Source organism: Bradyrhizobium sp. Leo78 (assembly GCF_059512425.1).
In genome coordinates, this window is the sequence record NZ_JCAMOT010000064.1 from 1 (window position 1) to 26,717 (window position 26,717).

General features: G+C 60.6%; 21 protein-coding genes and 6 pseudogenes. 9 read left to right on the forward strand and 18 right to left on the reverse strand.

The genetic code is table 11. From position 1 onward, the window contains the following. From AC5ZG1_RS40265 to AC5ZG1_RS40305, 9 genes and pseudogenes are all read right to left on the reverse strand, one after another. Nucleotides 1-897 (reverse strand): carbohydrate porin (locus tag AC5ZG1_RS40265; RefSeq protein ID WP_496136225.1); only part of this gene is annotated, 897 nt, incomplete at its 3' end. Nucleotides 898-1,315: 418 nt separating this feature from the next. Further along, nucleotides 1,316-1,549 carry a hypothetical protein gene (locus AC5ZG1_RS40270; protein WP_245287564.1) on the reverse strand — a complete coding sequence of 78 codons (234 nt, stop codon included), beginning with the start codon at nucleotides 1,547-1,549 and terminating at the stop codon, nucleotides 1,316-1,318. 291 nt (nucleotides 1,550-1,840) lie between these two features. Further along, a pseudogene (locus AC5ZG1_RS40275) lies at nucleotides 1,841-2,050 on the reverse strand ((2Fe-2S)-binding protein); the annotation flags it as partial. A 185-nt stretch (nucleotides 2,051-2,235) separates the two neighbouring features. Then, complete coding sequence (locus tag AC5ZG1_RS40280; protein WP_028167877.1) at nucleotides 2,236-4,002, reverse strand: GMC family oxidoreductase; 1,767 nt, start codon at nucleotides 4,000-4,002, stop codon at nucleotides 2,236-2,238. 23 nt (nucleotides 4,003-4,025) lie between these two features. Then, entirely contained in the window at nucleotides 4,026-4,778 is a 753-nt protein-coding gene (locus AC5ZG1_RS40285) for a gluconate 2-dehydrogenase subunit 3 family protein (protein WP_080664033.1), read from the reverse strand. A gap of 468 nt (nucleotides 4,779-5,246) precedes the next feature. Continuing rightward, complete coding sequence (locus AC5ZG1_RS40290; protein ID WP_464349321.1) at nucleotides 5,247-5,474, reverse strand: hypothetical protein; 228 nt, start codon at nucleotides 5,472-5,474, stop codon at nucleotides 5,247-5,249. 499 nt (nucleotides 5,475-5,973) lie between these two features. Then, on the reverse strand, nucleotides 5,974-6,459 hold the full coding sequence (locus AC5ZG1_RS40295; RefSeq protein WP_035692067.1) for a GlcG/HbpS family heme-binding protein: 486 nt from the start codon (nucleotides 6,457-6,459) through the stop codon (nucleotides 5,974-5,976). A gap of 731 nt (nucleotides 6,460-7,190) precedes the next feature. Beyond that, nucleotides 7,191-7,324 (reverse strand): annotated as a pseudogene (locus tag AC5ZG1_RS40300) (DUF1348 family protein); the annotation flags it as partial. A gap of 242 nt (nucleotides 7,325-7,566) precedes the next feature. Beyond that, a pseudogene (locus AC5ZG1_RS40305) lies at nucleotides 7,567-7,961 on the reverse strand (helix-turn-helix domain-containing protein); the annotation flags it as partial. Between the two features lie 112 nt (nucleotides 7,962-8,073). Here AC5ZG1_RS40305 and AC5ZG1_RS40310 point away from each other — a divergent pair. The 4 genes from AC5ZG1_RS40310 (at nucleotide 8,074) to AC5ZG1_RS40325 (ending at nucleotide 12,143) form a co-directional block, all read left to right on the forward strand. Next, complete coding sequence (locus AC5ZG1_RS40310) at nucleotides 8,074-9,018, forward strand: hypothetical protein (protein ID WP_496136229.1); 945 nt, start codon at nucleotides 8,074-8,076, stop codon at nucleotides 9,016-9,018. 38 nt (nucleotides 9,019-9,056) lie between these two features. Continuing rightward, nucleotides 9,057-10,028 carry a hypothetical protein gene (locus AC5ZG1_RS40315; RefSeq protein WP_496136219.1) on the forward strand — a complete coding sequence of 324 codons (972 nt, stop codon included), beginning with the start codon at nucleotides 9,057-9,059 and terminating at the stop codon, nucleotides 10,026-10,028. A gap of 202 nt (nucleotides 10,029-10,230) precedes the next feature. Next, on the forward strand, nucleotides 10,231-11,292 hold the full coding sequence (locus tag AC5ZG1_RS40320) for an aldo/keto reductase (protein WP_496136220.1): 1,062 nt from the start codon (nucleotides 10,231-10,233) through the stop codon (nucleotides 11,290-11,292). After that, complete coding sequence (locus AC5ZG1_RS40325) at nucleotides 11,292-12,143, forward strand: amidohydrolase family protein (RefSeq protein WP_196237400.1); 852 nt, start codon at nucleotides 11,292-11,294, stop codon at nucleotides 12,141-12,143. Before AC5ZG1_RS40320 ends, AC5ZG1_RS40325 begins: the two co-directional genes overlap by 1 nt. Nucleotides 12,144-12,151: 8 nt before the next feature. Here the strand turns inward: AC5ZG1_RS40325 and AC5ZG1_RS40330 are convergent, their stop codons facing one another. The 4 genes from AC5ZG1_RS40330 to AC5ZG1_RS40345 all read right to left on the reverse strand — a co-directional run bounded on the left by AC5ZG1_RS40330 (nucleotide 12,152) and on the right by AC5ZG1_RS40345 (nucleotide 16,790). Then, the gene (locus tag AC5ZG1_RS40330) at nucleotides 12,152-13,012 is read right to left on the reverse strand and encodes a carbohydrate ABC transporter permease (protein ID WP_496136226.1); all 861 of its coding nucleotides are present in this window, start codon (nucleotides 13,010-13,012) and stop codon (nucleotides 12,152-12,154) included. A gap of 91 nt (nucleotides 13,013-13,103) precedes the next feature. Then, a complete protein-coding gene (locus tag AC5ZG1_RS40335; protein WP_496136221.1) occupies nucleotides 13,104-14,222 on the reverse strand; it encodes a carbohydrate ABC transporter permease in 1,119 nt (372 codons plus the stop codon). 105 nt (nucleotides 14,223-14,327) lie between these two features. Continuing rightward, the gene (locus tag AC5ZG1_RS40340; protein WP_496136227.1) at nucleotides 14,328-15,986 is read right to left on the reverse strand and encodes a type 2 periplasmic-binding domain-containing protein; all 1,659 of its coding nucleotides are present in this window, start codon (nucleotides 15,984-15,986) and stop codon (nucleotides 14,328-14,330) included. 351 nt (nucleotides 15,987-16,337) lie between these two features. After that, nucleotides 16,338-16,790, reverse strand: a complete 453-nt coding sequence (locus tag AC5ZG1_RS40345; protein WP_028167867.1) for an RbsD/FucU family protein — start codon at nucleotides 16,788-16,790, stop codon at nucleotides 16,338-16,340. A 99-nt stretch (nucleotides 16,791-16,889) separates the two neighbouring features. On the opposite strand from AC5ZG1_RS40345, the pseudogene AC5ZG1_RS40350 reads away from it, so the two are divergent. Continuing rightward, nucleotides 16,890-17,229, forward strand: a pseudogene (locus tag AC5ZG1_RS40350) (FGGY family carbohydrate kinase); the annotation flags it as partial. A 180-nt stretch (nucleotides 17,230-17,409) separates the two neighbouring features. Continuing rightward, the gene (locus AC5ZG1_RS40355) at nucleotides 17,410-18,855 is read left to right on the forward strand and encodes an IS1182 family transposase (RefSeq protein WP_496136228.1); all 1,446 of its coding nucleotides are present in this window, start codon (nucleotides 17,410-17,412) and stop codon (nucleotides 18,853-18,855) included. 264 nt (nucleotides 18,856-19,119) lie between these two features. On the opposite strand, the gene AC5ZG1_RS40360 is transcribed toward AC5ZG1_RS40355, so the two are convergent. Further along, nucleotides 19,120-19,410 carry a hypothetical protein gene (locus AC5ZG1_RS40360; protein ID WP_496136222.1) on the reverse strand — a complete coding sequence of 97 codons (291 nt, stop codon included), beginning with the start codon at nucleotides 19,408-19,410 and terminating at the stop codon, nucleotides 19,120-19,122. Beyond that, on the reverse strand, nucleotides 19,407-19,667 hold the full coding sequence (locus AC5ZG1_RS40365) for a hypothetical protein (RefSeq protein ID WP_028169406.1): 261 nt from the start codon (nucleotides 19,665-19,667) through the stop codon (nucleotides 19,407-19,409). Before AC5ZG1_RS40365 ends, AC5ZG1_RS40360 begins: the two co-directional genes overlap by 4 nt. Before the next feature lie 97 nt (nucleotides 19,668-19,764). Between AC5ZG1_RS40365 and AC5ZG1_RS40370 the strand changes: the two are divergent. Together AC5ZG1_RS40370 and AC5ZG1_RS40375 are read left to right on the forward strand one after the other, a co-directional pair. After that, a pseudogene (locus tag AC5ZG1_RS40370) lies at nucleotides 19,765-20,216 on the forward strand (Hsp20 family protein). Between the two features lie 83 nt (nucleotides 20,217-20,299). After that, entirely contained in the window at nucleotides 20,300-20,641 is a 342-nt protein-coding gene (locus tag AC5ZG1_RS40375) for a hypothetical protein (protein WP_496136223.1), read from the forward strand. Between the two features lie 673 nt (nucleotides 20,642-21,314). On the opposite strand, the pseudogene AC5ZG1_RS40380 reads toward AC5ZG1_RS40375, so the two are convergent. Next, a pseudogene (locus AC5ZG1_RS40380) lies at nucleotides 21,315-22,347 on the reverse strand (IS110 family RNA-guided transposase). 479 nt (nucleotides 22,348-22,826) lie between these two features. Between AC5ZG1_RS40380 and AC5ZG1_RS40385 the strand changes: the two are divergent. After that, nucleotides 22,827-23,072, forward strand: a complete 246-nt coding sequence (locus AC5ZG1_RS40385) for a hypothetical protein (protein WP_155255692.1) — start codon at nucleotides 22,827-22,829, stop codon at nucleotides 23,070-23,072. Nucleotides 23,073-23,214: 142 nt separating this feature from the next. Here AC5ZG1_RS40385 and AC5ZG1_RS40390 read toward each other — a convergent pair whose 3' ends face one another. Then, the gene (locus tag AC5ZG1_RS40390) at nucleotides 23,215-24,897 is read right to left on the reverse strand and encodes a flavin-containing monooxygenase (protein WP_496136224.1); all 1,683 of its coding nucleotides are present in this window, start codon (nucleotides 24,895-24,897) and stop codon (nucleotides 23,215-23,217) included. A 141-nt stretch (nucleotides 24,898-25,038) separates the two neighbouring features. Continuing rightward, entirely contained in the window at nucleotides 25,039-26,238 is a 1,200-nt protein-coding gene (gene acmB, locus AC5ZG1_RS40395) for a methyl acetate hydrolase AcmB (protein ID WP_028169380.1), read from the reverse strand. Between the last annotated feature and the right edge of the window lie 479 nt (nucleotides 26,239-26,717).

Here is a 26,717-nt window from a genome sequence, read left to right on the forward strand (position 1 = left end):
GATCCCACGATCATCGCTTTTGGGCACGCGATAAAGCTGCTGCTCGAAGACCGCCCAGCCGCCGATGTCGCCCACCAACATGAGCGGAGTGCCGCTGCTGGTCGGCGCCGCAAGCGAAACTCCGTTGCTTGCGAGTTGAAGGTCGGAGAATTGCCCGAAGTGACGCCATCCGCCGAACTTGACCTGGCCGGTCAGATTGGGATCGCCTTTCTTGTTGTTCCAGGCGTACTGAATTTGCCCGAGCAGCAGAGGCGGATCGTTGACCCGGAAGTTAACGCCATATCGGTTGCGTTCTTGCGGATCCTGACCCGGGCCTGCCTGATTGCCGTCGAAGATGCCTCCAAGGACGGATAGCTGATCGGTGATGTTGACCAGTAGCCGGGCGCCCATCGCGGCCAACGGCGGCGACGGACCGCCGCTGGGCAGGTCGAGCGACGTGATCGCCGGCCAGCCCATCGACGCGTTCGTGAAGACGTCGGTGTATTTCGTGTTGAAGAACTCGCTGTCGGCGGCAAGCTGCCCAAACTTCAAAGAGACCGTTTTGTCGCCCCACTGCTTTTCGAAGTAGGCCTCGTAGAGGCGAGTCGAGGGCAACGCTTCGATGCCGCTCACGACGAAAAAATTGTCGAGATAGTTGCGCGATAATCCCTCGCCGTGGATCTGGAGCATGTTGGCGTGGAACGTGAGCTTGTCGATGCCGACGAGCTTCTGCAGGTCGACATCGACCGCAAGGTTTAACCGGCCTTCGTAGATCGCTCCCTGCTTCAGTCCGCCGGAGACATTCCCCAGCGTCTCACCGATGTAAGTCGCGGCGAACTTGATCCCGTACTTTTGGAATGGGTTCGGCAGAAGCCCGAGGGTCTTCTCCTCGACGGTGCTCTCCCCCGGTGTCGGGATCGGCGGGCTTGTCGTCGTCGGTCTTCTTGTCCTCCTGCGCGAATGCGTGGGAGCCTTCGAGAAGACCCGCCAGAAGAATTGCCAGCGCCAGGCCTCTAACGGACATTTTCAATCGAGCCGCATACCAAGATTCTCTGAGGTCGGGAGTATTGGGACACGCTCCAACGGCAAACTCGAGGGGCGTCTGTCATATGGGAGGTAAAGTGCTCAACGGCGCCACTAACCGCCTTTGGCGGGATCTGGCGGGGCACTAAGTCGAAGCCAGTCCTCGGTCCTCTTCGCCGCACGTGGGCAAAACCATCAGGAGCGTGGAAATGGCGGCAACAAAGCAGCGAGCTGCGTCGTCCTTCGAGATGAAAATCATTGCACCAGCTCGTGCTCGCGTTCATGACCTTAACCGGCAATACCCCACCTAATGTCAATCTGGCGTTCGAGACTCGGGATTTTCGTTAGTGTCGGGTGGAACCAGCCTGGCGGGCTCGTCGTAGCCCGCGCGGCTGCTGTAAAAGAGCAGAGCCATCAATCCGATACCGAACACCAGAGAAAACAGTATGCCGATTGCCATCGCGAAATATCCGAAGGGGGTAACGTCTGCTTCTTCAGCCGACGACCACCCCATGATCGCAAGGACAATCACGGCGGCTAGCAACATCAGTAGGATGCCTACTAAGACGTATCCCCCGATGCCCATGGTTCGCGCATTCGAGGCCATCTCTAGCCAAAATGATCTCCACCGAGACATCCAAATGCCGTTCATACTTGCTCGCCTCGCAGAGAAAATTTTGTCCCCCGGCACTCCCGTAAAGGCAAGACCCGACCGGAACATTAACGCCCTCCGCCAAAATGTGTTCCGGTCTTTGGATCGTGCGTCGCAAGGTGTATGATGCTTCACCAACTTCCACCGGACTTTGCACCAACGTCACACGGATGACCTCAGTCCCGCGCGGGCGTCGCCCACGCTGTCGATCGGAGTGATACAAGCGCTTGTCGCCGCGCCTTCAAGATGCACCGTGCACGCGCCGCACAGCTCCATACCGCATCCGAACTTGGTTCCAGTCATTTGGAGCATGTCGCGAAGCACCCACAGCAGCGGCGTGTCGCGGTCAGCGTCGACCGTATGCGGCTTGCCGCTTATCTTGAGAACATACGCCATTGTGCACCGTGGCGTTTGATCGCGTGTGACGGTAAAGGCGCCGCAAGTGCTCCAAGGTTTGGTGTGCATCCGCCGCTCCCGGAATAACTCACGATCGTGCTCCCTGGCCGCGTTCTACTCGATGACAACCTCGCCGTTCCGAGGCGGCCCCCCATGCTGGCGCGATTGCGTGGATCCGAAGGTGCTCAGCTCGGGACCAGGCGCCCCGGCGATTTCAGATACTTCGTTGTGATCGCATCGGCCGCCCAATAGGCCAGAGCTCCGACTGTGCCCGTCGGATTGTGCGACGGGTTTTGCGGAAAGGCGCCCGCGCCCATGACAAACACGTTGGGAACATCCCAGCTTTGCAGATAGCGGTTGACAGCGCTGGTTGTCGGATCGGCTCCCATAATGGTGCCGCCTGTCGTGTGCGTCGTCTGGTACGGGACGATCGAATAAGGTCCCTTGCGATAGTTGATGCCCATTTTGTCCGGGTTCATGTGCTTGGCGATGTCGGCTGCACGATCGGTGCAGTACTTCGACATGTCCAGATCATTTTTGCTGAAGTCGAACGTCATCCTCAGCAGCGGATTGCCGAAGCCATCCTTATAGTTGGGATCGAGGTCAAGATAGTTGCCGCGCTGGGCTGTGACGCTGCCGAATGACGCGATCACGAAAGTGCGGTTATACCAGTGGGCAACCGATTGCTTCCAGCCTTTGCCCCAGCGAGGCTCGCCTGGTGGCAGGTTACGGAAATCGATCGGCCGTTGCCCCTTGCTCTCGACACAGATGTAAGAACCACCCACGAAGCCGAGCGGCCCATGATCGAAGTTGTCGTAGTTGAAATCGTCTATGATCATGGCGCACGCACCGGCGCCCATGAACGGATTGAAGACCTTGTCGTTGAAGTGCGCGGTGACGCTGCTGGACATCTGGTAGGCGTAATTGCGCCCAACGCCACCCTTACCGGTTTCAGGATCGTAGATGCGACCGATTCCCGACAGCATCATCAGTCGTGCGTTATGGAGGCCAAACGCGCAGAGGAGCACCATGTCGGCGGGCTGTTCGAACTCGCGACCTTGAGAGTCGACATAGGTAACACCGGTTGCCTTTTTGCGGCCGGAGTCGAGATTAACCTTGGTGACATGAGAAAGTGTGCGCAGCTCAAATCTAGGGTCTTTCAGCAAAAGTGGCAGAAGCGTCGATTGCGGGCTTGCTTTCGCTGACATTTCGCAGCCGAAGCGCTCACAGAACCCGCAGTATACGCAGGAGCCCATGTCCACCCCCTCAGGGTTCGTGTAGGCCTGCGTAACGTCGGAGGATGGCTGAACATAGGGGTGAAACCCCATTTCCCGCGTGGCATCCTCGAACATCTTCATTTGAAAGCTGCGCTTCATCGCCGGATTCGGATATTCGCGCGCACGAGGTCCTTCGAACGGATTTCCGCCGTCCTGGATCACGCCTTTGATGTTGCCGGCCTTCCCGGCCGTGCCGCAGAGATATTCGAAGCGGTCGTAGTAGGGCTCCAGTTCGTCGTACGTAACCGGCCAATCTTGTATCGTCATTTCGTCGGGAATGAACGTCTTCCCGTATCGTTCGCGATAATGGCTGCGGATCCTGAATTCGCTCGGCGCAAACCGATAGTGCTGCCCATTCCAGTGGACACCTGCACCGCCCACACCGTTTCCCGGCAGGAACGATCCCCAGCGCCTTATCGGCAGCGCTGTCTGGTCAACGCTGTTGCGGAACGTGAGAGTCTCGCGGGACGCGTCCTGCATCAGGTCATGACGAATGGCGAAACGCAGTTCGTCGTGTATCATCGGCGCGGCAAAGTTCGGGATCGTGTCGCGCATCCCGCCGCGCTCAATCGCCAGCACGTTGAGTCCCGCTTTTGTTAGTTCCCTCGCCAGCACAGCCCCGGTCCAGCCAAAACCTACAATGACTGCGTCGACGGGTTTCAACTTCGTCGCCATCGGAATTCTCCTTCGATCTGAGATCAGCTCAAGTCAGCGATGCTTTGACTTGGTTCGGTGTAAGGCTTGTTGTAAGTCGTCTCGATCAGGTCGACGAAGTTACCGGTCGCCCCGCTATAGCCGATCATCTTCCATGCAGCCTTGTCGCGATTTCCGCCGTAAGCGGGATCGCTGAAAAAGCCTTCCATCACGTTCTGATAAAGCAGATCGAGGAAGAGGCCAGCAGGAAGCGGTCCCGAATCCGCTTTGCCCGTGCCGAGATCATTTAAGACCTCATCGCGCTGACTTTCCGTGATCGATGGAAAGTCCTTGCCGTATGTCTTGATGCAGTATGCGTTGATCGCCGGGATGGCGGCGCGATAAGCTTCCGCAGGAGAGAGGCGAACCTGCCACCCTTGTTGGGGCACCCCAGGGTGCCATGGACCTTGCATAAACATTTTACCGCCTTGCCCGAATCCGCCTGCCAATTGCTGGTCGATGAAATAGGCAATGCCCAAATCGACGCCGCTGGCCGTCAAGTCATCGGCTGGAATCATATGATTGACCGCCGCCTCGACCCAGGTGGCCTCATCGGGATTGAGAAACGTGTAGGCGCGCTTCTCGAGTGGTGTGGAAGTTGCAGTCTGTGCGGGTGAGGATGCTTGAACAGTCTGCGTCCCGCCCATCTGCTTTGCATGCTCTGCCGATGCGGGTTGTGGGGCGACTGATCCGCCAGTTACGCCGACGACTCCAATGACGCCCGCTCCAACAACGAATTCACGACGCTTAATGCTCATGGCTGACCTCGCCTTTCAAGTTGTGGACGGCCGCAAAGTGTCAAGCGCCGCCGGAGTGTCAACAGCTCGCGCTGTCCATCATATTTAGGTATAGCGCAGGCAGCAGACGGCAAATTTGTAATCGTGTGGCTTCCCAGCACCGTGCAATGCAGTGCGAGGACATGTCGGTGAGCACACCGGGCGCTTCGCGATCAGCGCTGACGCCGGGGATCGCTCTGATAGGATTTTCCGTTGGGCAACGCCGATTCCACCGCTAGCCTCCCCCAGATGGTTCGAAATAGTAATGCTGAGACCGAACGAGTCATTCCACATCGCCCGAATTCCGCCGGTCGGATTGCGCGCGGCGCGGTTCGCGGTCCCAGGCCGTTTACGATTTCCTCACGAGCGGGCATCCGCCGTCCTCTCCATCGGCCTGAAGGCGAAGGCCTCTTCCCCTGGCTGCCATTGTCGGCATAGAGCGACGACATGTCAGTCAACACGCCGATCCTGATTGGTCCGTTCTGTGCGCCGGCCGACGTCGCCAGCGCCCGTCGGAGCGACATGTGCGCGCCACTTCGAGCCGATCTCACCGAGACCTGCATCCTTTTCTCCTCCCATCCCAGTACGAGGAAGCTTGGCCAGAATGGCGCGGCGCGGAAGTGAAAGTTTTTCAGGGTGGTCCTGAACCGCCTTCAAGTGACCGGCGAACGTCGCCACGGCCGTATGCTCTTGAGCAATCCGATCAGTTGCTCCGCCGAACGTCGGCACAACGCTGCGGGAGCGAGCAATCCGTCCCCTGGCGCTCAGATGCAATGTCATCAGCTTGAGTTTTAGGACCCTGGTTTTCGTCGCGGTCGGAAGGGATGATTCTGGCAGGCTCGTCGTATCCCGAGCGGCGGCTGCAGAAGAGAAGAGTCATCAATCCAGCTCCAACGATCAGAGAAAAGAGTATACCGATTGTCATCGCGAGGTAGCCTGAAGGAGGAACACCTGTTTCTGCTCCTGACGACCACCCCAAGTACGCAACCACCGTCGCGACAGCCAACAAAGCCAACAGGATGCCGATCGGGACGTAACCACCGATGCCTATGGTTCGGGCATTCGAAGCGATCTCCCGCCAGCTCGACTCTCACCTGACGATCCAAATCTTGATCATGCTGAGCTTTCCTGAAGTGGCGAGAATATGCCTCAGCACTTTCTGGTGTGAGGATCAGAGCTAACGCGCAAGCGCTGCAAGTCCCGCCTGCGCAATCTGAACATCATGATCGGGGGTATCAAAGCTTGCGCCAATACCGCCGACGACCTGCCCATCGACGAGGATCGGCAGACCGCCCTTCATCTCCGTGAAATCGCGCGCCGTAACTGCTGCAAAACGACCCTGATTGATTGCATTTTCGAGCGTTTCGGTCGGCTTCTTGAAAAGCGCGGCCGTTCGCGCTTTTCCCGGCGCTAACTCCACGCTAGCCACGTAGGCCGCGTTGTCCATTCGTAGCAATAGGATAGGCCAGCCGCCATCGTCGACAACGGCGATCACGCCGGCAAGCCGATTCCGCTCTGCTTCTGCTTTAGCGGCTGCAACGATCTTCTCCGCGGCGGCTAAAGTGAGGACTTTCTTGTCCAGGAATTGAGCTGCTGTACCATGAGGCTGAAGCGCGAACGCAACCAGGCTGGTCAATAGCGTAACTCGGCCGAGCTTCTGCATGGACTTAGTCTCCTTAGGTGCGGGCTCGCAAATCCGACGCGATGCATACTTAGAGCGGAAAGCCTCTAGGGCTAGATCCTTATGAGAGGTGCAATTCTGGGGACGATGCGGCATGGGTGGCCAGGGGTCACCTTTTGAAGTTAGTATTTACGGTTTTGGAGCTCTCGGGAAGTGCAGCGATTTCACTCATCGGATGAACACAATGCACTATGACTTTTAGCGAGCAAAACGACACCGTCCGCCCGCCCCGACTGCCGACGCAGTGGGGCCAGTCAGATACGTTGAGTAAAGCGCAAACGAGGTGTCGCCCTCAATCTCTCGATTTAACGGTTAGCCGGACCGAGAAACGCGCTATCGATCACGTCACCTATTGGCTGCCACAAGCTGGCATCAAGCTGCACAAGACGGACCTGCTTGATCGGCCGAAAGTCGTTTGGACGAGTACTGATCTTAATTCCCGGGAGTGTGACTGAACTCTGAAAATCCTTGAACGACGTGGCCTGTCGCGTGATGTTTCACGCGAGAGATCATCGCCACATTGTTCGAGCATTCGGGACAGGGTTTCGGCAGCAGCATAACCAAAAAGGACGTCTATCTTGCCTGTCGCCATCGGAATAGTACTTGTCCATGAACGCTGAGGATCGCTTTATTGCATCGTCATCCTTCCAGGCCGGATCGGCTAGATCTTTCAAGAACGACGTAGAGACGACTCCCGCGGTGTTCTGCACGCCAGCCTGGTTACGCCACTGACTGTGAGGGGTATATGCAAGCGCTACTTGGCGGGATCGCGGCCGTTCCAAGCGTTTTCAGCGAGGACCTTCTCGATAGCGGTTGCTTCGGTGAACGGGGGTAAGGGCGGACGCACGGATCATTTCTCCCGCGGGCTTCATTGCGTTGAATCTCGCGTGTATCTCGCTCAGTGCATCGGTCCTGCGCAATGAAGGTGATCCTGCGTATCTGGCCAGCGGCACGTCGTTTCATGCCAACCGGAGCTTTCTGCCGCGCGAATAGCATTCGCGAGACGAGCTGCTTTACGACCACGTTCTCTGTTCTGCCGCCCTCGCGCAAAATGCGTCGAATCCGTCGAAGGTCACCGACGCTAGCTGATTCCTCTTTCCGAAAACTTGCCTGATCCTGCGCTGGCGTTACCCCAAGACGCGCGGTAAACACGATCCGCATCCGGTCCGCTGAGGCCGAAGCCGCAGTCATATGCCACCGCCTTCAACGGCAGGTCGCTTCCTCCCAGCTTCAGGCGCGCCGCATCGACACGAGCACGCTCGATGAATTCGTGCGGCGTAATTCCGGTCTCCTGGACGAAATGTCGCGCAAAATTCCGGGGGCTCATCCTTGCCGCCCCAGCGAGAGACTCCAGCGTGTGGCGGCCTCCATATTGACCATGACGTGTTCCTGGACCCGCGCGATCGGAGAGGCCGGATCGGCAGGCGCACTGAGATACGGGCTGAATTGGGACTGCCCCCTTGACGCTGGGCGACCAACACCAGGGCGAGGTCCCCGGTGGGTGAGAGGGCGCGCGCCCCGGTGCCGATCCGCCGCTCGCGTGGCTCGCCGATCAGGTTGGCCCCGAACGTGTCCGAGAGTCCGCAGACGATCGTCTTGGCCAATTTCGCGGTTGGCTGGTATTCCGTTTCCCAGACGACGAAGGGATACATGGAAAATAACGGCGGCCATGTCCTCGCGCCGCTCACGGTGAACCTGACGGGCGGCACGATCACCATCAACAACGCTTTCCCCGCCTCGTTCGAGAACGTACCCAACCTCCCGTCTAGCAATCCGCAGACCGTCCAGATCGCGCAGATGCCCAGCGGATGGACGCTGGAAAATCTGCCGCTACCCTCGGAAGACTACAGCCAGGTCGTCACCGGCGCGCTCACCGGGTGGGGCGTCCACGCCGTGCTCTGGCAGGGGCAAGCTTGGGCGATCTCGCCGTCGGCGCTGCCCTCGACATCCGGATATGAACCCAGCACTTGGACGATCAACCAGCCTAAGGTCATCAACACGAACGGCGGCACGCTGACCGTCGTCGCGCCGATCTCCGGGCTGGGCGGCCTCCACAAATACGGCGAAGGCACGCTCCTGCTCACCAACACGAACCAGCTGATAGGACACAACACCGTAGGCGCTGGGACGCTGGCAAGTACCCGGACATCCGCCACACCATTTGGCAGCTTCAGGGTGACGGTGACGAACGGCGGAATACTCGAGCTTCGTTCGGACGGCGCGACGGTCGATGTGCAGATCGCCTCGGGATCTCTGGCGACGTTCGTCATCGGCTCTACGGGAGGCGCCTTGCAGCTTTCCGGAAGCGGCAACTATCGCGTCGTAATCGGGGGCAATGACGACGGTACCCTGAGGAACATTGTCCGCAACTCCGGCGGAACACTTGTTATCGTGCCGGGCGGCGGCATGGCCCAGCTTGGGCTGACGCAACAGGTGTTCGTGGCAGGAACGGGAGCAAACCTGCCCATCGTCACGAACGGGATCGTCGCTCCCTACATTCTCGGAGAGGACGACGACGCGGCCAGCTCGGCAAGTTCCTGACCTATTCGCCCTCCGAGGGCTTCGCGCGCGCGGCGACCGTGTCGTCGACGGATGTCAGCATCAACGACGTTCCGGCCGATGCCGTCTACGAGGTCGTCGACGGCCAGGCGGTCGAGAGCGGCGGTGTGCCGCAGGTGGCGGCGCTCGAAGTGAATGGCGGGGCGATTGCGGGCGGCGATGCGAGCATTCTGGTCGGAAGCCAGGCGAGCGGCGACGCCGCGGGCCTCATCATGAACGGCGGCAGCATCGCTACTGCGAGCCTTTCGTTCGGCGCGGCAGAAGGCCTGATCTACACCAATGCTACCGGCGGTAGTTCGCAGATCGCAGCCGCCATCGAGGGATCGGCGGGCCTGACGATCTTCGGTCCCGGCACGCTGACCCTGAGTGCAGACAGCAGCGGCACGCTTTCCGGTCTGATCAGGGTCAATGGGGGTACGCTGATTGCCGGCGGTACCGGTGGATCAGCAACGGGTGCCGGCGAGGTGCTGGTATCCTACGCGGCGACGCTGGAGGTCGCCGGCACGGTGACCGGCGCGGTTGTTGTCGGCGAGTCGGGCACACTGTTCATGAACGGTGGGACGGTCTCGGGGCTGGTCACCATTGCAGCGACCAGCACCGATTCGCCTGCTCCCGGCGGCATACTGCAAGGGAGCGGAACAATCAGCGGGACCACCTCCATCAGCGGCATCATCCAGTCAGGCCCGCAGGCTGGCCTGATCACGTTCACCGGCGAGACCACTATGACCGGCGACGCGAGCTTCTATTGGCGGCTGCAGAAGCTCGTGGACGATGCGGATCCCGGAGCCGGACCTGGGATCTACTGGAACGCGCTGCAGTTCAACTCGCCGGATACGAACCTCGGCACCAAGAATCGCGACACGACAGGCCGAGCGCGCGCTCAAGGCGGGCAAGCGCCTCGGCTAGCCGAAAGCCCCTTTTCTGGCCGTAGCTCAATTGGTGGGCTTTGGCCCAGGAGGGTCGAAAATGCTTTATCTTTCAATGATGATTAACTGACACTCTCCGCCACTACACATGTGAGTGGTGTCCAGTTGGTGTCTCATCGATGTCGACGACAAACCCTGTCCGTGGCAAAATCAGTATTCAGCCAGGGCAATCCCCTTAACGGGTGGTCGCGGCTGGGCAATCGCCGCCAGGGTTTGCCGTCAGCGGAAATAGTCAGGTGAAGAAAAGGCGCATCGCCGCGACTGGGCAATGGGCCGTAAAGAGCCGGTCAATATGAAACCAGTATTTGCAGTGCCGCGCCGTGTCCTTGGTCAGACGCGGCTTCAGGTTTCGGTCCTGGGACTCGGAACCGCGCCGCTAGGTGATCTCTACGTCCAACTGGATGACGACACGGCCATCGAGACGGTGAAACGCGCGTTCGAACTGGACATCAATCTCCTCGACACCTCTCCGCTCTATGGCAACGGCCTTGCCGAACATCGTTGCGGCGCCGCGATCAGGCGCGTGCCGCGCCGGGACATCGTCGTTTGCACCAAGGTCGGTCGTTGGATGGACCCATTTCACGGACGAGGTAACGGTTCCGGCTTTGTAGGAGGGCTGCCGCATCGGGCAGTGGTCGATTATTCCTATGACGGCACCATGCGTTCTGTAGAACAGTCGCTGTTGCGGCTAGGGACCGAACGGTTGGACCTGTTGCTGATCCACGACGTCGACGTCTGGACTCATGGTATCGACGCGATCGACGAGCGGTTTCGCGAAGCGATGGCTGGCGCATACGTGGCGCTGGACCGGCTTCGCGGAGAGGGCATTGTTGCGGGCATAGGGATCGGCGTGAACGAGGCCGAGATGTGCGTGCGTTTCGCGCAAGCCGGATCATTCGATACGATGTTGCTCGCCGGGCGCTATTCCCTGCTGGAGCAACCGGCGCTGGCAGAGTTTCTGCCGCTTGCGCAGCAACAGGGAATCAGTGTGTTGCTCGGCGGCATATTCAATTCAGGTATTTTGGCGACCGGCGCAGTGAGCGGTTCCAAATACAATTATCGGGATGCGCCACCCGCGATCCTGGCAAAGGTGGCGCAGATCGAACGCGTTTGTCATGCGCATGGCGTTGCCCTGCCAACCGCGGCGTTGCACTTTGCTCTGGGCCATCCCGCGGTGGCGAGCGTTGTGCTGGGCGGCCAGAGCCCGCAGGAGGTCGAGCGCAACGTCGCCGCGCTATCCAGCAAGGTGCCAACCGAGCTTTGGGCCGATCTGAAGGCCGAGCGCCTGCTGGATGCGGAAGCGCCCGTTCCGCTGTCGGTAGCCGGCTGATGCGGATCGATGCGCATCACCATCTGTGGACCCTAGCTCGGGGCGACTATGGCTGGTTGACGCCCGCACTGGCACCGATCCATCGTGACTTTTCCCTTTCGGACCTGGAACCGCACCTCGCTGCCGCGAAGATCGAGGGGACGATTTTGGTGCAGGCTGCACCAACGGAGGCGGAGACCATCTTTCTGCTCGACATCGCGGCGGAGGCGCAGGTGGTGCGGGGCGTGGTCGGCTGGATGGATTTCGACGCAGCCGACGGCGAGGCGCGCATTGATGCTCTCGCCGCACGCGAACACTTGGTTGGGTTGCGGCCGATGGTGCAGGACATTCCCGATGACGATTGGCTGCTTCGCCCTGCCTTGGCGTCGCTACTGGCGGCTATGGCCCGAAACAGCCTGGTGTTCGACGCGCTGGTGCTGCCGCGCCATTTGCCGCGACTGCTGCGGCTGGTCGATGATCATCCCAATATGCAGTTCGTGCTCGACCATTGCGCCAAGCCTCGACTTGCGACCGGCGAGATAGCAGATTGGCAGGGCGATATCGCGCTGCTTGCCCAACGCCCCAACATCGTCTGCAAGATATCGGGATTGGTGACAGAGGCCGCACCGGACTGGCAAATTGCGGATCTAAGGAAAGCGGTGGATCATGTCGTGGCGTGCTTCGAGCCACATCGCCTGCTATGGGGAAGCGACTGGCCGGTGGTCAATCTGGCAGGCGGTTATGAAAAATGGTTTGCCGCCGCCGAGACCCTTCTGGCAGGTCTGTCGCCGGATGAAAAGGCAGCTACTTTCGGGGGTAACGCGGCGCGCATCTATCTCTCAAGCCGGGGACGGAATGTTGAAGCCAATTAATCGCCTGGCTACTTTCCTGCGCCCGTGGTCAAACCGCTGACAATGTAGCGTTCAAGAAATATCCCGACGATGACGAGCGGAGCGATTGCCGCCGTCGACAGCGCCGCCATGGACCACCAGTTGATGCCCTGCGAGCCAGTCTGGCTCGCCACCATGACAGGCAGGGTTTTCGCGTCCGTACTGGTCAGCAGCGCCGCGAAGAAGTATTCGTTCCAGCACAGCACGAGCGAGAGGATGAATGCAGCCGCCATTCCGGGAACGGAGAGCGGCAACACGATGCGAATGAATGCGCCCCAGATCGAAAGGCCGTCCACGAAAGCCGCTTCATCGAGTTCGATCGGGATCGAATTGAACTGGTCGCGCATAATCCAGACGACAATCGGCAGAACTGTCAGCGTATAGAGCAAGATAAGGCCAAATCGCGTGTCGAGCAGGGCCAATGCCTTGTAGAGAACGAGGAACGGCAGCGCGAGCACGACCGTCGGCAGGATCAACTGGGACATAAAGAAGAACAGGATGTCGTCGTTGCGCATCCAAGCGAATTTGTAGCGGAAGCGGCTCAGACCATAGGCCGCCAGCGATCCGAGGATCAGCGCCAGCAAGGACGCGCCGACCGACGTGATGATACTATTGACGAAACGGTTCACGAATTCGGAGCGGGCCGTCGAGGTCCCGAACAGTGTATCCGGCGACAGGCCGAGCGAGCGCCATCCCTTCCAGTCCGGCTGAAAATCGACCCAAGGGATCAGGTGGGCTTGCGTCACATCGACCGCCGATTTGAACGAGGTCGTGACGGTCCAGTAGATCGGAAACAGGCAGATGAAGGTCCAGAGCAGCAACGCGGCATAGATCAGCGCGCGGCCCAGCATCCGCTTGGCGCGCGGCGCGGAGGAATGCTTCAGGGCCGGGTTGGATGCCACACTCGACATAGCCAATCGCTTAAACTCCCTTGGTTGGGTCCTAGACGACCTTCTGTGTCCAGCGCTTCGACAGTCGCAACATGATCGTCAGCAGCACGATGATCAGCAGCAGATAGACCATAGCGAGCGCCGTGCCGTATCCGACGTTGGAGCGGTCGCGGTAGACCCGGTAGATGAAGCTCGACACCGTGTCGGTGGCGCCGCCGGGGCCGCCGGCCGTCACGTTGATCACGATGTCGGCGAGCTTCAGCTTGAAGATGACGCGGATGATCAGGACGGTGATGCTGACCGGCAGCATGATCGGGAATGTGACGTGCCAGAATGATTGCCAGCCATTCGCGCCGTCGACCTTGGCCGCTTCCTGCACCTCCTTCGGCATCGCTTGCAGGCCTGCGAGCAGAATGATCATGATGAAGGGGATCGAGACCCAGGCGTCCATCGCCTGGATGCTGAAGCGCGCCATCCACGGCGAGGCGAAGAACGCCGGGTTGTCCCAGCCGAGATAGCGCGCCAGCGTCGCCGCCGGACCGAATCGGTCCTCCAAAAGCGACTTGCCGATCATCCAGCTCACTGCGACGGGACTGAGCATCATCGGCAGCAGGAAGACCACTCGGAAGAATTTTCGCGCCCGGATATCGGCGCTGAGCAGGAGCGCCAGCCCGAACGCGATCGCGTACTCGCCGAGCACCGCAACCGTGTAGAAGACCATGTTGCCGAGCGCGTTCCAGTAGTAGGTGTCGTTGAACATGCGTGCGAGATTATCGAAGCCGCTGAAGCGCGGGCCGTCGACTGAGCTGAGATTCCAGTCGAGCGATGCGATGTAGAGCCCGAAGATGGTCGGGAAGATCACGACGGCAATGGTGAAGAAGACGGCCGGAAGCAGGAACAGCGCGCGCTGCCCACCCTCGCCGCGGGTCAGGATCTGCCCGGTTCCGAACGCGAAGGCCCAGAGTAGATAGGCGACGAGAATCGGGCGCCAGTCAGAAAACCCTATCGCGGTCGCCCCCAGTGCGTGCAATAGCTGGATGAGCAGCACGAGCAGGAAGCCGAGGGAGGCCAGCAGAACAACCGCCCGGCCAGCGGCCTTCCGGCTGCGAGGTGCGGGCCCGGTCGCGTGCTTGTCATGTCGGTTATCGCTCACGAGTACGGAGTTCTGCATCGAGATAAAACTCTGCCGAAGTTCGGCTCCGATTCTGCCGCCGGGCAAGCTTTCGGCTGGCGCCAGCAGCGCCAGCCGAGGATGACAGGTCCCGCGGGGACGACGCTACGCTCCGAGCGAGGCCTTGTAGAGCCCGATCTGCCGCTCGCGGCCGATCTGGTCGGTCAGCTTCTCCCAGCCGGCGGCGATGTTGTTCGCGCCGGTCTGGGCATCGACCTTACCGGCGAAGATCTTTGTCAGCTCGTCTTCGGCGATGCTGTAGTACTGGAAGATGCCGGGGATGCGCGGCTCCACTGCGCGGTTCGGATGATTGTAGGAGCCGAGCTGCGAGTTCAGATAGGAAGTGATGTATTTGCGGTCGTAGCCCGCGGCCACCCACTCGTCGAATTGGAAGTGGCTGGTCCGATGGGCCTGGAAACCCGACGGATACATCACCATCCAGAGCGACAGGTCCTTGCCGCCGAGGTGCGCGGCCGCGCTCCACGCCGCCTTGTGCTTCTTCTCGTCGCCATTGACTCGCGCCATGACGTAAACGCCCCAGCCGAGATAGGCGCAGTTCGGCGCATGGTTCGGGCCGCCCGCGAGCTTATCCCATTTGCCGGTCTTGGAGTTATAGACATCTTCCGACCCCGGCAGGATGTCGAAGCCGACGACGTCGCCGACCACGGAGGTGTCGCTCGCCTTCGCCACCTGGCCGATGTCGCCCCACCAGGGAATCATCGAGCCGATGCCAGCCAGAAATTGCTGGAAGCCCGTGGTGTTCGGATCGGCATTGAGCTGATCGGCAGGTTCGAACGGCAGCGCGTCGATCACGTCCTGAATGGCGCGCACCCAGGCCGGATTGTTGATGCGCGGCTTCATCGTGTCGACGTCGAACAGCCAGGCCTTGTCATCGGGATGCTTTGCATAGGCCGAGGCGCGGCTCGCCAGGAAATAGAAGCCGAACCCGCCCCAGGGCTTCGGTGCGTCGAGATAGCCGAACGCGTTCTGGTTCTTGATCTTCTTGCCCTTGAGGAATTTGGTCACCGCCTGCACCTGCTGCCAGGTTTTCGGCACGCCCCATTCGCTCGAATTGCCCGCGTCTTTCCAGGCCTTGGCGAGGGCTGGGTCGGAGAAGACGTCGGTGCGGTAGTTAAAGTTGTGGCAATCGCCGTCGATGGTGATGCGATAGGTCTTGCCGTTCCAGGTGCCGACCGGCGGCTTTAGGTAATCGACATAATCGCCGACATCGATCTGCTTCTTCACCCAGTCCGGCATCTCCGACGCCAGACCCTTGCCGCAGACGTCGCCTTCGAACGGCGCGCCCATCTCCAGAATGTCGAAGTCGACCGTGCCGGTCGCGATCGCTTGCTGCAAACGCGGGTTGTAGTCGGCTTGGGCGAGATCGATCCAGGAAATTTTCGCACCGGTATACGCTTCCCATGGCTTCAGGAAGCCGCGGAACAGGAGATTGTGCAGGTTCTGATTGTTCAGCCCCATGAAGGAGAGCTCGACGCCCTTGAATTCGCCTTCCTTGATGCTCGCCTTGGTCGGGCCGAGGCACCGCTCGCCGACTTTCTGCCAGTCGGCGTCGGTTGGCGCACCTTTGCCGACACCGGGAATTTGCGTGATTTGGGCGCGCAGATTGGCTTGGGCCAAGGCAAGCTCGGAGAATGTGCCGAGCGCGCCCGTCGTGCCTAATGCGGCGGCGCTGGCGGCGCCTTTCAGCACCGTGCGCCGGTTCGGCCGGAGTGCGGGATGCTGATCATGCTCTTGCTGTTTCACCACGATACCCTCCCATCGTTGACTTTCTTGATGTCAAGTTTGGACCGCCTGGGCACCATGACGTGACGCTCGCGAACTTCCATGCCGTGGTATGGTGACAGAGGTCCGTTCGAGTATGCAACGGCGCACTTCAATGTCAACGAAAGCGAGTGAACTTGAGGCCGCGTACGTGTCGACCTGAACGACGGAGACAACCGTCGATGATGCCGCGCTGCAAGATGGATGATCAGGCGAGACGACGTGCAGCGTCGATCATGTTCTTCCGGCCAGCGTGAATTAGTTGGTTCCGGACGGCGGCATCATCCCGGTGTTATATTTATGCCGGACGTATTGTGCAGCGTCGGCGCTCGGTCAGGCGTCGGGCGGGATGACGCCCTTCTTGAAGATGAAGCAGCCGTAGAAGCGCCGCTCGCCGGTCTGGATCACGCAATAGGATTTCTTGGCGAGTTCATAGAAGGCAAACCGCTCGACCGACCCCATTGGAAACGAGCGTTCTTCCGCGGCATCGATTGCGGCCTGGACCTCTTGCTGCACCGGCGGGATTTCGTCCGGCTGGCCGACGATCTCCATGCGTGACGCCGGCTTGTCGACAAAGCTGTCGAGCGGCAGCACCGACAGGATCGCGCGCGCGGCGCGGCCGGTTGTGACGTTGTCGATGCGCAACAGCCGCCCAAGTACGGTTTGGCGGGCGACGGAGTCAGCGGGGAAGTTGGTGTCGCAGAGGACGAGATCGTCTCCGTGTCCCATGGACCGCAGGGCGTAGAGTACATCCGCATTGAGAAGAGGGTCGATCGATTTCAGCATGCAGCGCCTCCCTTGACGCGATCAGCCTTCTTGGATTGATTGGACTATCCGACGTCGCGGCGCCGTCGTCCATACCGACGTCAACAATTGTAAGCATCCATGTATCTCGGCATCGATCTCCACCTCGGCGGGTCAAGACCGTTCGCGTTGATGGCGCCCAGCGCGTGATTGCAAGCGAGAGCCAGCCGTTGACGACCGCCTCGCCGCAGCCCGGCTATTTTGAGCAGGATCCCGCGCAGTGGATCGATGCGACCTTTGTCACGCTGGATGCCTTGAAGGCAACGCGTGCCGGCGAGCCAGCGACGGTCGATTGCATTGGACTGTCCGGCCAGATGTATGGTGCCACGCTGCTCGATGCGAGCTCAAGGCCGTTACGGCCTTGCATCCACTGGAATGACGGACAGAATGTCGGATCCTGGAACAACGCTGGCCCTGTGTGTACCGCAAACCTGATCCGAGTGTGATGCCGCGTTGGAATCGCCTCTTATGTCCGTTGTCAACGGCCGGGCAACAAACTCTTCTCTCCCGGGGGGACGCCACAGGATTTGCTTCCGACCCTGGCTGTGTGAAAAGCCACGAGTCGGCTACGATTCCTCCGTTTCCTGATTGGGGGATACGGATGGGACGCTTCGTTGAAGGCGCGGACAGATCCCAGCTGACGCTGTTGCCGGAATGCCTGGAGGATTGGGTAAGCGAGGACAACGCGGTCCATGTGATCGATGCGTTCGTCGAGACGCTCGACCTGCATGGACTGGGGTTTGAGCGCGTGATCGCGAAGGAGACGGGCGGGCCCTCCTATCATCCGGCAGTCCTTCTGAAGCTTTACATCTACGGTTATCTCAATCGGGTGCAATCCAGTCGCCGCCTGGAACGTGAGGCGTGCCGCAATATCGAGGTGATGTGGCTGATCGGCCGCCTGGCTCCCGATCACAAGACAATCGCCGATTTCCGGAAGGACAATGGCGCGGCGATCCGCAAGGTTTGTGCGAAGTTCGTTGCCCTGTGCCGGCAAATGGGCCTGTTGCAGACCCCAAGCGTCGCAATCGACGGCAGCAAGTTCAAGGCGGTGAACAACCGCGACCGCAACTTCACGCATGCCAAGATGGCGAGGCGGATGGCGCAGATCGAGGAAAGCGTCGGTCGATATCTGCGTCAACTCGATAGCGCCGATCGGCAGGAGCCATCGGAAGCGATTAGCATCAAGACGACGAGAATCAAGGAAAAGATCGCTCGGCTGAAGCAGGAGATGAGCCGGCTGGAAGTGCTTGATGCGCAGATGCGCAACACGCCGGATCAACAGATATCGCTCACCGATCCGGATGCCCGTTCGATGGCCACCAGCGGACGCGGATCGGGTGTCGTCGGCTACAATGTCCAGGTCGCGGTGGACACCGAACACCATCTGATTGTTATGCACGAGGTCATAAACGTCGGCAACGACCGTGGGCAGCTTGCTCGGATGTCGAAGCAAGCCAAAGAAGCGCTCGAAGTGGACAAGCTCAAGGCGGTCGCCGACCGTGGCTACTTCGACGGAGAGGAGATATTAGCCTGCGAAGAGGCTGGCGTTGCAGTCACCTTGCCCAAGCCCATGACGTCGAACGCCAAGGCGGAGGGCCGGTTCGGCAAACAGGACTTCGCCTACCTGCCTGATGAGGACGTCTACCGCTGCCCATCCGGCCAGCTGTTGCCCTATCACTACACCAACGTCGAGCATGGAATGACGCTGCGCCGTTACTGGTCGACAGCGGCGTGCCAAGGCTGCGCGATCAAGAGCCAATGTACGCCGTCCAAGGAGCGCCGCATCACGCGCTGGGAGCATGAGCATGTGGTCGAGGAGGTCCAGAGACGGCTCGATTCCGATCCCGACGCCATGCGGACGCGGCGCGAGACGGTTGAGCATCCCTTCGGCACGATCAAAGCCCGTATGGGTGCAACGCACTTCCTGATGAAGCGCCTAAGGAATGTCGCCGCTGAGCTGGCGCTGCATGTTCTCGCTTATAACCTCACACGGGTGATGAACATCGTCGGCAAACCGAGCCTGATTGCAGCCATCCGCGCCGCCTGAAGGCCGGAAAGTGCCTCAAAGAGCGCAATACCGCGTCGCGATACCTACTTTGGCCGGGCATTGGATGATCAGACGTGAGAACATCGGCCGCCTGCAATGATTGGCGACCACGGTCGCGTACCGACCCATCTGTTTGCACACAACCAACACCCCGAGCGGTCATCGAGCGCAGCGGAGCGCTGCGATCCGAAACACCCCAAATCGATCAGCCATGACATGGCGCGGGCGCTCCAGCCGCGAATGACGTAGGGGATGGAAGGGGATTCACCCCGCCGATACTTGGCGTGGCGCGCTTTCTCCTTGATCTCGGCCCATTCCGGCACCTCGCCCCGCCGGGCGAATGAAACCTGCATTGATCGCTTGCGGCACCATCGCGTCGTCGCCAAGCGCGATGGCTTCGAGATAGATGCGAATGCGATCACCGAACGAGACGAACGGCGAAGCGAGGCCCGAAACCCAATAGCTCACCGACATCGTATCCGGTGGACCGCCGGAAACCCGGCCGCTGCGATCGATGGTCTGCCCGGGTGCGACGTACTGGCCGCGCTCGTTCATCGCCGCCTTGTGGCTGTCCACCGCAATGCGGACATTCGAGATAGGTCTCGCGCGCCGGCCTCATCGGCGATCTCGCGCGCCCTGGCGTCGCGGACCCGACTGTCAGCGGCAGATTTCTGCGCCGCGTCATTCCGAAAGCGGATGTAACCTTGCACGACGACAACGCTTAACCAGACCGCCGCCAGGGCGCTAAAATTTTTCGTCACCCTCTTGAAACTTTTTTGCTCGTTGCAGATTTTTTGGGTCGCCGCAGTCATGACGGCCGGGGCGCCTTCGGGGCCCCGAAATCAAGGCGGGCGCCGGAAGGTGTCCGGTGCCAGCTCGTACCCAACTTGCTCTTTGGAGGATTTGGATATGAGGTATGATTGGACTCCTCTGTGGAGGTCGACCATTGGCTTCGACCGCCTGTTTGACGTTCTCGATGAGGTCCAGCGGACCGCCGAAGAGACCTATCCCCCTATAACATCGAGCGGCTCGACGAGAACCGCTTCCAAATCTCGGTGGCGCTCGCCGGATTCACACCGGACGAGGTGGCCCTTACGGTGGCGCAGAATGTCCTGACGTTGGAAGGTCATAAGACCGAGAGGGACGAGAAGACCTTTATGCATCGCGGAATGTCGACCCGCCCCTTCAAGCGGCAGTTCACCCTGGCTGACCACGTCGAGGTCAAGGGCGCGCACTTCGAGCATGGTCTGTTGGTCATCGAGCTTCAACGCGAGATTCCCGAGGCTATGAAGCCGCGGCGCATCGCCATCGCGGGCGCAAGCGCCGGGCAAGTCAAGCAGATCGAGGGCAAGGCCGCCTGACCACCCCGCGGCTTGGTTCCGATCGCCGCCGCGCGGGTTCTCCCGCGCGGCCACCTTAAGTGCGTCTTGATGGGAGGTTAGCCATGCGGACGACGCCCGCACACGACAACGTCTTCGATTTCAATGCTCTTCTTCACCCCGGCACGGTGTTCTCGCATCCGCGCGATGTCGTCGCCGACCCGAATTTCGGTCTGGCGGAGAAACGCGCCGTCCTGGCGTCATGGGCCTCTGATGCCTCGGCGATCGCGTCCTGTCCAGCGTTAGGCGCGCCGGACGGACTAAAGGCGCCTGTTCATATCTATGAAATTCTGGAAGCGCTACGCGCGCTGGACGGAAACGGTCCGCGCAACCCGCCGGCCGGCAAGCCAATGCGTCTGCGCTCGGCCGAGCGTCGCGCGGCGGAGCGAGCGAGGATCCGCAAATGATTCCATGATTCCAGGTCGCTTCCCGCGCGCAATTCCGCGATACATGCCTGCACCGCGCCGCTTGATTTCCGCATACGGGTTTTCTTTGCAGTTTTTGAAATGGCGCAAACGAGCTGTAGCAACGTCCGTTCGTGGCCCATCAGCGACGTGGCGAGACGCCTCATTGAGGTCTGCTCCCTGAGGCAAGGCGGTCCAAATTTGCTCACCTTGAGTTCTTCTCATCTTGACCCAATGTATGGTCTGGCCGCGCGTTGCAAGCGGTTTCGTCAACCTGGCAGATGCGGTCTTGCATCAATGTATCCGGCCTCTGATTGGAGCGTGCTGTGCTCTGGGCCATCATGGATATCAGCGCGCATTCGAGCTGATTAGCGGACAGGCCTCGAGCGGGCCATTCGGGTCACCAGTGTTCGCATGCGCCGGGAAGACCGATCCTCCATGGTCGTCTCATCCTCTCGCAGACCTCGGCGGGTAAGGGATGTTGGTTACGTCATCGATGGGCTCCTCACTTCGCGCTGTTCCTTTGTTCGTGCCTGGCGGTCCGTTCCTTCGTCCCGGCCTGCGCGCGCAGACGCGCCGCGCGCAAGGGCCGTCAAGGCCGGCCGTCGTGCTGTCCTGACGCCTTGCTCCACCACTGCCAGGCGGCGCCTTGACGGCGCCGAGCACGGCGCGAGGATCAGGCAGGTCGGGACGCCGTCTCCTCCGGCTTGACGCCTTCGAAGAGGCGGCCCTTGTTGAGGACCGCCCAGGCGATCCGGGCGAGCTTGCTGGCGAGCGCAATCGCCAGCACGTTGTGGTGCAATCGCTTCTTGGCGGCTTCGATCCAAGATTTGAGGCCATAGCGCTCCCAGCACTTCACCCTGACCAGCACCACCCATGCGGCTTGGACGAACAGCCCGCGCTGGTAGCGATTGCCGCGCCTTGATATCTTGCCCGGGATCGTGCGGTCGCCGGTCGAGATCTGCTTCGGCACCAGTCCAAGCCAGGCGCCGAAGTCGCGGCCTTTCGAGAACACGTCTCCAGTGCCGATCGCGGCCACCATGGCGCTTGAGATCAGCGGGCCAATGCCGGGCACCGTCATCAATCGCTCGCAGGCCTGATCTTGATGGGCCAGCGTTTCGATCTCGCTCGACAGCCCCTCGATACGTGCATCCAGCCGGCGCCAGTCGCCCGCCAGATCCTCGATGATGCGCAACATGCGAGGCGAGAGCCCATCGGTGCGCGTCGCGAGGATACCCGGCAACTCGCACCGCAGGGAGTGCAGGCCGTGGCGTACGGCGATGCCCCGCTCCAGCAGGAACGCACGGATCTGATTGATGACGCCGGTACGCTGACCGACCAATCGATCGCGGACGCGGTGCAGCGCCTGAAGGTCGAGCTGATCGGCGGTCGTGGTCGCGACGAACTTCATGGTCGGGCGTTGGACAGCCTCGGCGATGGCTTCCGCATCTCGGAAGTCATTCTTCTGCGCCTTCGAATAGGGGCGCACGTATTTCGCCGGCATCAGGCGGGCGTCGTGGCCAAGCATTTGGAGCTTGCGGCTGAGATGATGCGCGCCGACGCAAGCCTCCATCCCGATCAAGCACGGCGGCAGGTTGGCGAGCCGCGTGGCCGCGTGACCACTTCTGTCGCAGCACGATGGCACCGCGGTGATCATGACCCACGCGGTGGAACGAGTTCTTGCCGATATCGATGCCGATCGCGGCGATCGCTGCGTTGAGCTTCTAAAGACATCGTGTGCTCCTTGTCTTGAGCGCCCCTTGCCAGCTTCTCGCACTGGCAGGGCCGGAGCACGGCCGGACCATTCCATTAGCGGCCATCAAACCATAGCCAGAAATTTTCGAACCCAGCCGATCCCGCTGGCGTTCGAAAATTGCTGGCCCCGCACAAATTCCGCACCTCGTGACATAAAACATTTGACGCTCTGAATTTTATCTGTGTTTAGATCATCACATTCGTAGCGGGTGAAATTGCCTACACTCCTGAGGACCGTAATGCGCAACGCACGCACACACATCGCGGAAATTGCCGCCCGCGTCCGGCCACTTATTCGGCTGGCCGATTGGTCGTGCATGTCCGTGATGACGTGGCGCCGGAATTTTCAGCTCGATACAGGGCTGATCCGCAAAGCAAGCGTGTAACTCTCGGCGCAGGGCAGCTCCCTCCGCCGAACTGGCAGGAGGGCAAGATGAACGCCCGCAACGACGTCAAGAGACGATCTGACCGGAGTCTGGACGCGAGGCTTGTGCTGGCAGCGGCTCAACTGCAGTTGGCCGCGCGGGTCGATTTTCTCGTGGCTCGCTGGCTCGAGCGCTGCGCCGCAAACGCTGAGGCCGCACAACGGTTGTTCAAGACCGATCCGACGCCCACACGTGACTTCGGGATGGGCGCGAGCCCTGTCGTTTCATGTCCACGTTGGGATGAGTCTCCATGACGGCAGTCGGTGGGGTGGGGATACCATCAAGGTATGGGAGGCCGCCCGCATGGCAGCCTCCCTTACTCCATCGAGGGCTTCCCACGACTGCCATGCCGGAAGTGGCGATACTCAACGCCGCTCCCGGTCAGGGACTGTCAGGTTATTCGGCCGCGATCGGGTGCATGGCTCCGCTCTGGCCCTGGCTCGCGAACGCAAAGCCCTCGTAGCCCTTTTCGGCGACCTCGGCGCACTTCCTGCGATAGCCGCCGACGCCTTCCGGGCCGAGATACGGCAAGAAGCGGTGCGCCTTGCCGTCGATGTTGGCGCCCATGTACCAGGAATTGGCGGTGATCATGAGGGTTGAATTCACGACCTCCTCGACGTGAGCGGCCCACGCGTCCTGCGCCTGCGCTGTCGCCTCGATGGTCGAAAGCTTGTTCCTTCGCATGTGGGCGATGCATTCAGTGATCCACTCGACATGCTGCTCGATCGAGACCGGCATGTTCGACAGCACGGAGGGGCTTTGTGGGCCTGTGATTGTGAACAGGTTCGGGTAGCCGGCAATAGCCACCCCAAGATACGTCTGGGGGCCAGCCTGCCATTCCTGCGCCAGCATCCTGCCGCCGCGGCCCCTGATGCCAAGCTGCTTCAGCGGACCGGTCAACGCATCGAAGCCGGTGGCGATGACGATGATATCAAGCGGATACGCTTTGCCGCCCGCGCGAATGCCGGTCGGCGTGATTTCCTCGATCGGGCCGTCGATGGTCGCATCCACCAGCAGCACGTTCTTCTTATTGAACGTTTCGAAATAGTTGGTGTCCAGCGGCTGGCGTTTGGTGCCATATGGATAGTTCTTGGGCGTCAGCTTCTCGGCGACCACAGGATCGTTGACGGTCGACCGGATCTTGCGCTTGAGGTAGTCGGCGATGATATCGTTCGCTTCCTTGGAGAAAAACATATCCTGGTAGTTGGCCAGCCAGAACGCGAAGCCGCCGGCGTCCCACATCCTGTCGAACTCCTGCTCACGCTCCTCGGGCGTGGTATCGAGGACCCCCTTCGGCAGGAAATTCAGTTCGAATCCAAAGAACGAGTCCTTGATGCGCTGGCGGATCCCGTCGTAATCGGCCTTGCGTGCCTTGGTGATCTCAGGATCGACACGGCCGTTGCGCGCCGGCACGCAGAAGGCGGGCGTGCGCTGGAACACCGTCAAGTGCTTGGCCTGCTGCGCGATTTCCGGGATTGCCTGTACCGCAGTGGCGCCGGTGCCGATGACGCCCACGCGTTTGGCGGTGAAGTCGACGCCGTCATGCGGCCACTGGCTCGTGTGGTAGCACTTGCCCTTGAACGATTCCAAACCCTTGAACGGAGGCATGTTGGCGGTCGACAGTGCTCCGACCGCGGTAATGACAAAGCGGGTCGTCACCGTGTCGCCCTTATCAGTGCGCACTGTCCAAAGCCCGCTATCGTCATCGAAGACCACCTCGATGACGCGTTTGCCGAATTGAATGTCAGGTTTCAGGTCAAAGCGCTCGGCGCAATGCTCGAGATAGCGCAGAATCTCATCCTGCTCCGGATAGCGCTCGGACCAGTTCCACTCCTGCAGCAGGTTCTTGTCGAACGTGTAGCAATAGATGTAGCTGTCGGAATCGCAGCGCGCACCGGGATAGCGATTCCAGTACCAGGTGCCGCCAACCCCTTCGCCGGTCTCATACAGGGTGACGTTGAGGTCGAGCTTGTCGCGCAGCGAATGCAGCATGTACATGCCGGAGAAGCCTGCACCAATGATGACCGCGTCGAACTGGATCTTCGCGCTTGCTCCTGGCGAACTACCTTGCGCAAACATGATGTTCCTCCTGTTGTGAGCGCTCATTGTCGGCCCAGAGAAGTCTCTCTGTGCGCCGTCGTTCGGTTGGGTTGTTGCGACGCCCGTCCGGCCAAAGGTCAGACCGGCATTGTCCGTGCTCGAAGGCCAGGTCGGCCGCCCTTACGCGGCCACGCGCACCTCGTCGCTCTGATAGGCGGCCGTCTCGAAGTTCACGTAGCCGACAAACGAAGTCGGATCTCCGAAGGGGAGGATCTGCGTCGCCCAATAGCCACCGATCCCGTTTTTGCGGTCGATCCAATAGAATGTGTTGGCGAGGCCGGCCCAACCAAGGGACCCGGCCGGCCTTCCTGTCGGCGCGTCCTCGTCGTTGAGCATGAAGGTGTAGCACCAGGACTTCTTCAGACCCGGGAAGAACTCGGCATCGTTCGACAGTGTTGCAATCACGCCAGGCAGCATGACCACGGTCTGGTCCGCCCTGAGGCCGTTGCGGACAGCGGCGGCGACCGTCTCCTGCTTGAGCACGCGGCCATTCGGCCCCGCCCCATCGTTCAGCCACATGCGGATGAACTTCATGTACTCGCCGATCGAGGCGTAGAGCCCGTGCCCGCCCATGTGGACTTCCGGATCAGGCGGCAGCTGCATGTCGGGAAGCGGGGTCAGCGACCCGTCGGTTCCGCGCTGGTGGATGACGGCGAGGCGCGACCGCATCGAGGGGGTCAGCGAGAAGGCGATGTCCTCCATCCCGAGCGGCGCAAAAATCCGCTCCTTCATGACTTCGCCGAGGCGCTTGCCGCGGATGCTCTCGACGATCTGGCCACACCAGTCAATGTTGCTGCCGTATTCCCATTTGTCGCCGGGATCGAACAGGAGCGGTGTCATCAGCGACGCCGTCGAGCAGGTGACGACGCTCGGCTGGCCCTGCTCCTGGGCTAGGCGGAAGTAGCTGGCGTTAAAGAAATCGTAGCCCAGGCCAGCCGTGTGCAGCATCAGCATGCGGGTGGTGATGTCGCGTTTCGGCGCCCGCAACAGCGGTTTGCCGTCGGCGCCGAATCCGTCGAGCACTTCCAGCTTGCCGATGTCGGGAACGTAGGTTTTGGCCGGGGCGTCCAGGTCGAGCTTGCCCTCCTCGACGCATTGCAGGATGGCCGTGCCCGTGATCGCTTTGGTGGTCGAGAAGATGGCAAAGACGGTATCGGCCGTCATTGGCTGACCGCCGCCAAGCATACGCTCGCCTGCGGCGCCTTCGTAGATGTTGGTCGAGCGATCGGTGATCATTGCCACCACGCCGGGGACGCGGTCTTTGCCTGTCACGACAGTTTGCAAAACTCCGTCACAGGCGCTTTTCAAGTTGTTACCCATCGCGGTTCCTCCCGTTGAAATTCGTTCAATGTGATCCCGATCTTCTCGACGGGCCGCTAGCGGTCCCTAGAACAATGTCAACTGTCTTAGCGTGTGGAAGTCGCGCTCCAGTGCGCTTGTCCCAACGCCACTTGCGCGGACGAAAGTCGCGCCGCGACCATAGCAGCAATAGCAGTCGAATTTCTTGATCATCATCTCGCTCGAGGTCAGTTCGTGAAGGTTGACCGAGCGTCGGGAAGACTAGAACGAATTCTTCGATGCAGCTACATTTCTGTTTGGCATCGAGCGTACAGACGTTTTTGCCGAGGCAGGTCAGCGATGCTGACTGATGAAGTGTTCTCGGCGGCGCATCGGAAGACCATGACATTTTCGTCGAGTCAGGTGGCGGCGATCTTCCGCTTGTGTGAAGGGTTTCGGATGCCGGCCGCTTGAGGGAGGGCGCGGCGTATTCGGCGGCCGGCGTCCGAAAGCCTCCAAGG